8 protein-coding genes are annotated in these 7,622 nt (G+C 65.5%); 4 read left to right on the top strand and 4 right to left on the bottom strand.

Translation table 11 applies throughout. The features are described 5' to 3' along the window. Window positions 1–246: 246 nt before the first annotated feature. From QMX82_RS24960 to glnT, 4 genes are all read right to left on the bottom strand, one after another. A complete protein-coding gene (locus QMX82_RS24960) occupies window positions 247–1,572 on the bottom strand; it encodes an FMN-binding glutamate synthase family protein (RefSeq protein WP_282288569.1) in 1,326 nt (441 codons plus the stop codon). 18 nt (window positions 1,573–1,590) lie between these two features. Beyond that, a complete protein-coding gene (locus QMX82_RS24955; RefSeq protein ID WP_187979398.1) occupies window positions 1,591–2,274 on the bottom strand; it encodes a protein glxC in 684 nt (227 codons plus the stop codon). A 12-nt stretch (window positions 2,275–2,286) separates the two neighbouring features. After that, entirely contained in the window at window positions 2,287–3,192 is a 906-nt protein-coding gene (locus QMX82_RS24950; RefSeq protein ID WP_280307577.1) for a class II glutamine amidotransferase, read from the bottom strand. 70 nt (window positions 3,193–3,262) lie between these two features. Then, the gene (glnT, locus tag QMX82_RS24945; protein WP_187979400.1) at window positions 3,263–4,597 is read right to left on the bottom strand and encodes a type III glutamate--ammonia ligase; all 1,335 of its coding nucleotides are present in this window, start codon (window positions 4,595–4,597) and stop codon (window positions 3,263–3,265) included. A gap of 275 nt (window positions 4,598–4,872) precedes the next feature. Here glnT and QMX82_RS24940 point away from each other — a divergent pair, with 275 nt between their 5' ends. The 4 genes from QMX82_RS24940 to QMX82_RS24925 form a co-directional block, all read left to right on the top strand. Beyond that, entirely contained in the window at window positions 4,873–5,472 is a 600-nt protein-coding gene (locus tag QMX82_RS24940; protein WP_187981360.1) for a helix-turn-helix domain-containing protein, read from the top strand. A gap of 195 nt (window positions 5,473–5,667) precedes the next feature. Next, window positions 5,668–6,531 carry a formyltetrahydrofolate deformylase gene (gene purU, locus QMX82_RS24935; RefSeq protein ID WP_187979401.1) on the top strand — a complete coding sequence of 288 codons (864 nt, stop codon included), beginning with the start codon at window positions 5,668–5,670 and terminating at the stop codon, window positions 6,529–6,531. Beyond that, on the top strand, window positions 6,528–7,400 hold the full coding sequence (gene folD, locus QMX82_RS24930) for a bifunctional methylenetetrahydrofolate dehydrogenase/methenyltetrahydrofolate cyclohydrolase FolD (protein WP_282288564.1): 873 nt from the start codon (window positions 6,528–6,530) through the stop codon (window positions 7,398–7,400). The genes purU and folD overlap by 4 nt, the downstream gene beginning before the upstream one ends. A gap of 13 nt (window positions 7,401–7,413) precedes the next feature. Continuing rightward, on the top strand, window positions 7,414–7,622 hold a 209-nt coding region (locus QMX82_RS24925), incomplete at its 3' end, for an FAD-dependent oxidoreductase (RefSeq protein ID WP_282288562.1).

Raw genomic sequence — 7,622 nt, 5'->3', positions numbered from 1 at the left:
GGCGGGCGGCCCGGCGCCCGAGGCGGCCTGGCCGAAGAAAGGTGTTGCAGACCGCCCGATCGCCACCATGGCGAGCGGCCGTAGGTTGGGTTGAGCACAGCGAAGCCCAACGTCGCCCCGAGGGCCGGCAATGTTGGGCTTCGACGATAGAGCCGTCTCAACCCAACCTACGGTCTATCGCCACCCTGACCGCTAGCAAAAGGCAGCTCCTTTCAGGACGAGTCGCAGAGAGAAACGACCACACCACTAGAACCCGGTTTGCCCCGGTACCCAACTGGTACCCGCCAGCGGCACCCGCGCCATGGCCGCGGCCTCGATGGTCAGGGCCACCAGGTCTTCCGGGTCGAGGTTGTGCAGGTGCGACTTGCCGCAGGCGCGCGCCATGGTTTGGGCTTCCAGCACCAGCACCCGCAGGTAATTGGCCAGCCGACGACCGCCTTCCACCGGGTCGAGGCGTCTGGCCAGTTCCGGGTCCTGGGTGGTGATGCCCGCCGGATCGCGGCCGTTCTGCCAGTCGTCGTAGTAGCCGGCGGCGGAGCCGAGCTTGCGCAGTTCGGCATCCAGCCGCGGATGGTTGTCGCCCAGGGCGATCAGCGCCGCCGTCCCGATGGCCACGGCATCGGCACCCAGGGCCATGGCCTTGGCCACGTCGGCGCCATTGCGGATGCCCCCGGAGACGATCAGTTGCACCTTGCGGTGCATGCCCATCTCCTGCAGCGCCTGCACCGCCTGGGGGATCGCCGGCAGGATGGGAATGCCGACGTGCTCGATGAATACCTCCTGGGTCGCCGCGGTGCCGCCCTGCATGCCGTCGAGCACCACCACGTCGGCGCCGGCCTTGACCGCCAGCTTGACGTCGTAATAGGGCCGACTGGCGCCAATCTTCACGTAGATGGGCTTTTCCCAGTCGGTGATCTCGCGCAACTCGGCGATCTTGATCGCCAGGTCATCCGGACCGGTCCAGTCGGGATGGCGACAGGCACTGCGCTGGTCGACGCCGATGGGCAGGGTCCGCATGCCGGCCACCCGCTTGGTGACCTTCATGCCCAGCAGCATGCCGCCACCGCCGGGCTTGGCGCCCTGCCCCAGGACGATCTCGATGGCGTCGGCCTTGCGCAGGTCGTCGGGATTCATGCCGTAGCGCGACGGCAGGTACTGGTAGACCAGGTGCTGGGACTGGCCGCGCTCCTCGGGGGTCATGCCGCCGTCGCCGGTGGTGGTGCTGGTGCCGGCGATACTGGCACCGCGGCCGAGGGCTTCCTTGGCATTGGCCGAGAGCGCGCCAAAGCTCATGCCGGCAATGGTCACTGGGATCTTCAGGTGGATGGGTTTCTTGGCAAAGCGGGTACCGAGCACCACGTCGGTACCGCACTTCTCGCGGTAACCCTCCAGCGGGTAGCGCGAGACGCTGGCGCCCAGCAGCAACAGGTCATCGAAATGCGGCAGCTTGCGCTTGGTGCCGCCACCACGGATGTCGTAGATGCCGGTCTCGGCGGCACGCTGGATTTCCTGGATGGTGAGGCGATCGAAGGTGGCCGATTCGCGCAGCACGGGGGTGTTCTGGTCAGTCATGGCGATTCTCCTGCGCGATCAATAGGCCGAGGCGTTGTCGACTTTGAAGTTGTAGAGCTGGCGGGCGGAGCCGTAGCGCTTGAAGTCGGCGGCACGCTCGGCGAAGCCGGCGGTGTCGAGCAGTTCCTGCAACTCGGCCAGGTGTTCGGCGCGCATCTCCTTCTCGATGCAGTCCGAGCCCAGGGAGGCCACGCGGCCTTTCACATAGATACGCGTCTCGTACAGCGAATCGCCCAGGGCGTCGCCGGCGTCGCCGCAGACCACCAGGCGCCCGGCCTGGCCCATGAAGCAGCTCATGTGGCCGATGCTGCCCCCGACGACGATGTCGACGCCCTTCATGGAAATACCGCAGCGCGCGCCGGCGTCGCCTTCGATGACCAGCAGGCCGCCATGGGCGGTGGCGCCGGCGGCCTGGGAAGCGCTGCCCTTGACCCGTACCGCGCCGGACATCATGTTTTCCGCGCAGCCGACGCCGACATTGCCATGTACGGTAATGGCGGCATGCTGGTTCATGCCCGCGCAGTAGTAGCCGGCGTGCCCGTTGATATCCACGGACACGGCAGCGTTCACGCCCACGGCAAGGTTGTGGGCGCCATTGGGATGGGTGACCACCCACTCGCGCTCGGTGGCGGTCTGGGCGACGTCGTGCAGGGCCTGGTTGAGCTCGCGCACGGCGATTTGGGTGAGATCAAAGGTTTTCATCTGCGCTGCTCCTCAGGCCAACTCGCGTTCCCAGACGTACAGGGTGGCCGGTGCCGGCTCCCAGACCTTGGCCCGCTCGATGCCGGGCAGGCTCGACAACGCCTGGTACTCGGAGGCCATGGCCACGTAGTCGTCGGTTTCGGCGAGGATCGCCGGCTTGCAGGCGATGGGATCGCGGATCACCGCGAAGCCGTTGCGGGTGCCGATGGCAAAGGTGAAGAAGCCGTCCAGATCCTCCAGGGAACGGTCCAGTGCCTGCTTGAGGCTGTCGCCCTCGCGCAGCCGCCAGGTCAGGTAACCGGCGGCGACCTCGGTGTCGTTCTCGGTCTCGAAGGCAATGCCCTCACGCCTGAGGCTCTGGCGCAGCCGCGAATGGTTGGACAGCGAGCCATTGTGCACCAGGCAGAGGTCGGCGCCGGTGGAAAATGGATGGCTGCCCTCCAGGGTCACGGCGCTCTCGGTGGCCATGCGGGTGTGGCCGATGATGTGGCTGCCCTGCATCCCGGCCAGGCCGAAGCGGCTGGCGATCTCCTGGGGCAGGCCCATGCCCTTGAGGATCTCGATGCTGCGCCCGGCGCTCATGATGCGTAGCTCAGGCGCCAGCTCGGCCAGCACGGCGCGGACCTCGGCTTCCGCCGCGCGGATCTTGAGCACGAGGGCGCTGGCGTTCTGGAACCAGTCCAGCTCGGCATCAAGTTTTTGCTGCAACGCAGTGACCAGGGCGGCGAAGTCATAGCCGTCGGAGGTGGCCTGCAGGGTCAGCTTGACCCAGCCCTCGGCCACCTCGTCACCGTAGATGGCGAAGCCGGCGCTGTCCGGACCGCGGTCGGTCATGGCTTCGAGCATGGGCTCGAAGAGGCTGCCGAGCTGGGCCTCCAGCGCCGGGTTCTTCAGATAGAGTCCAACGATTCCACACATGGGTGTCACTCCTTCGCAGGCAGGGGGCGTACCGGGGGCGCCCGAAGATCGATCGATAAAGAGGGGGCGATCAGAAGAATTCGGTGTAGCGCTGGATCTCCCAGTCGGAGACGTGGCGGCTGTATTCCACCCACTCCATGCGCTTCAGCTTGATGAATTCGTCGACGATTTCCGGGCCGAGCATCTCGCGGAACAGCGGGTCGGCGTCCAGGGCGTCGCAGGCTTCCTTGAGGCTCTGCGGCAGGGTCTCGATCCCCCGCGCGGCGATGGCCTCGAGGCTCAGGTTGTAGAGGTTCTCGTTGCAGGGCGCGCCCGGGTCCAGTTCGCGCTCGATGCCGTCGAGACCGGCGGCGATGATGGCGGCGGTGACCAGATAGGGATTGCAGCCGGCATCGGGCAGGCGGAATTCCAGGCGGCCATAGGGCACCCTTATCATCGCCGAGCGGTTGTTGGCGCCGTAGGCGATGAAGGCCGGCGCCCAGGTGGCGCCGGACAGCGAGCGGCCCACCACCAGGCGCTTGTAGGAATTCACCGTGGGCGCGGCGAAGGCGCAGAGCGCCGGACCATGGGCCAGCAGGCCGGCGAGGAAATGGTAGGCCAGTCGCGACAGGCCCATGCCGCGCGGATCGCTGTCGTCGTGGAAGAGGTTGCGGCTGGTGGCGCTGGCCAGCGACAGGTGGAAATGCATGCCGTTGCCGGCGCGCTTGGGATCGGGCTTGGGCATGAAGGAACAGATCATGCCCAGTTCGTTGGCGATCTCGCCGGCGGCCATACGGAAGAAGGTGAAGCGATCCGCCGACTCCAGCGCCTCGCTGTAGGTGTAGTTGATCTCGAACTGGCCGTTGGCGTCCTCGTGGTCGATCTGATAGATGTCGAAACCGACCGGCTGCAGGGCTTCGGTGAGCTTTTCCAGAAAGAGCCGCGAACGCGACAGACCCTTGTAGTCGTAGCAGGGCTTGTCCAGGGTATCGCTGCCGTCCACCAGGGACAGCTTACCGACCTCGTCGCGGCGCATGAGGAAGAACTCGGGTTCCAGCCCGGTGTTCAGGCTCCAGCCGCGGTCGCCAAGGCGCGCTACCTGGCGCTGCAGCACGTAGCGGCTGTCATAGGGATGGGGCTTGCCGTTGACATGACCGATGCACACCACCCGCCCGTAGCCGGCCTGCCAGGGTACCGGGATCAGGGTGGAAAGATCGCCACGGGCCATGAAGTCGGGACCGTGGGGCTCCATGCCCATGCCGCAGATGGCGAAACCGGCGAAACCCGCACCCTCCTCCGCCACGGCGGCGAGGCCGGCCACTGGCACGGACTTGGTCTTGGCGGAACCATGGATGTCGACGAACTGGGCCAGCACGTAGCGGATACCGTGCTGGTCGATGAGATGCTGGGTTTCGCTGGGCAACATGACGGGCTCCTTGGCTGAGATCCACTATATTCCCAATGGGAATTTATTCTTCCCAACAGGAAAGCAAAGACTTTGCCAAGTCGCGTCCGCTTCGCCGACCGCTAGGCCAGAACCTTCCCGTCAGCGAGTTAACCCTACGGATCCCAAGGAAAATCCCGGCAGCAGCCCGCGGGGATTTTTTCCGGCATGATGGGAGCCACATCGGATGCCCGCGCGTATCCGCCCTCCTTCCTGCACTTTACTGGTGCGAATTTTTTATTCTCAAAACTAAAATGATGCAAGAATCCCCGAGTCGTGAGCCACGCCTGAAGATCGAGCAGTACATTGGCATCCAGATTCGTCGCCAGCGCCAGGATCAGGGCCTGAAGACCGCCGAGGTGGCGCGCATGGCCGGTATCAGCCAGGGCATGCTGAGCAAGATCGAGAACGCCCAGGTCTCCACCAGCCTGGAAACGCTCGGCCGGCTGTGCGACACCCTGGGCCTGCCGCTGTCGCGGCTGTTCAGCCAGTACGACCAGCAGGAACGCGACGCCCTGTTGGTCAAGGCGGGCGAAGGTCTCGAGGTGGTGCGCCGGGGGACCGACAAGGGACACACCTATCACCTGCTCAACCACTCCCGTGGGCCGAAGAAGAGCCTGGAGGCCTATCTGGTCTCCATGGATGATGCCAGCGAGGAATTCCCCACCTTTTCCCATCCCGGTACCGAGTTCATCCACCTGCTCGAAGGGAGCCTGGTCTATCGCCACGGCAACCACCTCTATGAAATGGGCCCGGGTGACAGCCTTACCTTCGACAGCGACGTCCCCCACGGCCCGGAGCGATTGAACCAGGTGCCTATCAAACTGCTGTCGATCATGACCTTCAAGGACGACTGAACCGCGCCCGTCTCGCCGGTGAAAGGGGATTTCACCGGTAAAAAGGCGAACTTATAACTGCTGGGAAATTTTTATTACTCGACTCTGGACGAGCGCCTGCGCTTGCCCTATAAAAGCATCCGTGAATTTTATATTCCCAACAGGAAATAACGCCGCAGCGAAATGTTCCTCCACTGGTGAAATCCGGACGCGCATATGGAAACCTTGCCCACCTACATCCTCAATGTCAGTTGCCCGGCCACCTCGGGCATCGTGGCCGCCGTCAGCACCTATCTCGCCCGCAACAATTGCTACATCGCCGAGATGGCGCAATTCGACGACGATTTCACCGAGCGCTTCTTCATGCGCACAGTGTTCCGCTTCAACCCGGGCGCCAGTACCGGCATCGAGGCGCTGCGCGACGGCTTCGCCGCAGTCGCGGCCGACTTCGCCATGCAGTGGGCGCTGTACAGCACCGCCCGCCCCACGCGGGTGCTGCTGATGGTGAGCAAGTTCGATCACTGCCTCACCGACCTGCTCTATCGCCACCAGAAGGGCGAGTTGCCGATGGAGATCACCGCCATCGTCTCCAATCACCTGGACCTGCGCCCCATGGCCGAACGGGAAGGAATCCGCTTCGTCTACCTGCCGGTGACCAAGGACAGCAAGCGTCAGCAGGAACTCGAATTGCTGCGCCTGGTGGAGGAGACCGGGACCGAACTGGTGGTGCTGGCGCGCTACATGCAAATCCTCTCGAACGAGCTCTGCCAGGAGCTCGCCGGCCGCGCCATCAACATCCACCACTCCTTCCTGCCCGGCTTCAAAGGCGCCAAGCCCTACCACCAGGCCTTCGAGCGTGGCGTCAAGCTGATCGGGGCCACCGCCCACTACGTGACCTCGGACCTCGACGAAGGCCCGATCATCGAGCAAGAGGTGCAACGCGTCGACCACGGCTATCGTCCCGAAGACCTGGTCGCCATCGGCCGGGATACCGAGACCGTTGCCCTGTACAAGGCGGTGAAGTACCACATCGAGCGGCGGCTGTTCCTCAATGGCAATCGCGTGGTGGTGTTTCGATGAGCGCCCGACTGATCGACGGCAAGGCCGCCGCCGCCCGCCTGCTGCAGGAGGTCGCCCAAGATGTGGCCGAGGTGCGCGCGCGGGGTATCCAGCCGGCCCTGGCGGTCATCCTGGTGGGCAGCGATCCGGCCAGCCAGGTGTATGTGCGCAACAAGCTCCGCCGTGCCGCCGAAGTGGGCATCCGCTCGCTCAGCCATGAGTTGCCGGCGGATCTTGAGCAGATCGAGCTGCTCGCCCTGATCGCCGCGCTCAACGCCGACCCGGAAGTGCACGGCATCCTGGTGCAACTGCCATTGCCGCCGCAGATCGACGAGGCGGCGGTGCTCCAGGCGCTTCGCCCGGACAAGGACGTCGATGGCTTTCACCGCGAGAACGTTGGCGCCCTGGCCCTGGGCCAACCCGGTCTGGTGCCCTGCACACCGGCCGGCTGCCTGCGGCTGCTGCAGGACCAGCTGGGTGATCTCAGCGGACGCCATGCGGTGGTGGTCGGCCGCTCCAACATCGTCGGCAAGCCCATGGCGGCTCTGCTGTTGCAGGCGCACTGCACGGTGACCCTGGTGCATTCGCGCAGCCGCGACGCCGCCGCGCTGTGCCGCCAGGCCGACATCCTGGTGGCCGCGGCCGGCCAGCCCGGTCTGGTCACCGTGGACTGGGTCAAGCCCGGCGCGGTGGTCATCGACGTCGGCATCAATCGCGTGGAGCACGCCGGCGGCGCCCGGCTGGTAGGCGATGTCGACCCGGCGGTGGCGGAGATCGCCGGCGCCCTCACCCCGGTGCCGGGCGGGGTCGGGCCCATGACCATCGCCCTGCTCCTGCACAACACCCTGGGCGCCGCCCAGCGCCAGCACCCCCACGCCGTCACGACCTGACCGGGAGTCCACCATGCCTTTCAGCCTGTTGAAATACGGCCTGTCCGCCGACTATCCGGTTGAGGTCGATCTGCCCCCGCCGAAGGAACTCAAGTCCAGCTACGACGTGGTCATCATCGGGGGCGGTGGCCACGGTCTGGCCACCGCCTACTACCTGGCCAAGTACCACGGCATCACCAATGTCGCGGTGCTGGAGAAGGCCTACCTGGGCGGCGGCAATAC

The sequence above is a fragment of the Pseudomonas sp. PS02302 genome (genome assembly GCF_029959585.1).
GTDB classification, from domain to species: Bacteria; Pseudomonadota; Gammaproteobacteria; order Pseudomonadales; family Pseudomonadaceae; genus Chryseomonas; species Chryseomonas aestiva.
This window is presented reverse-complemented; position numbering and strand designations above follow the sequence as displayed.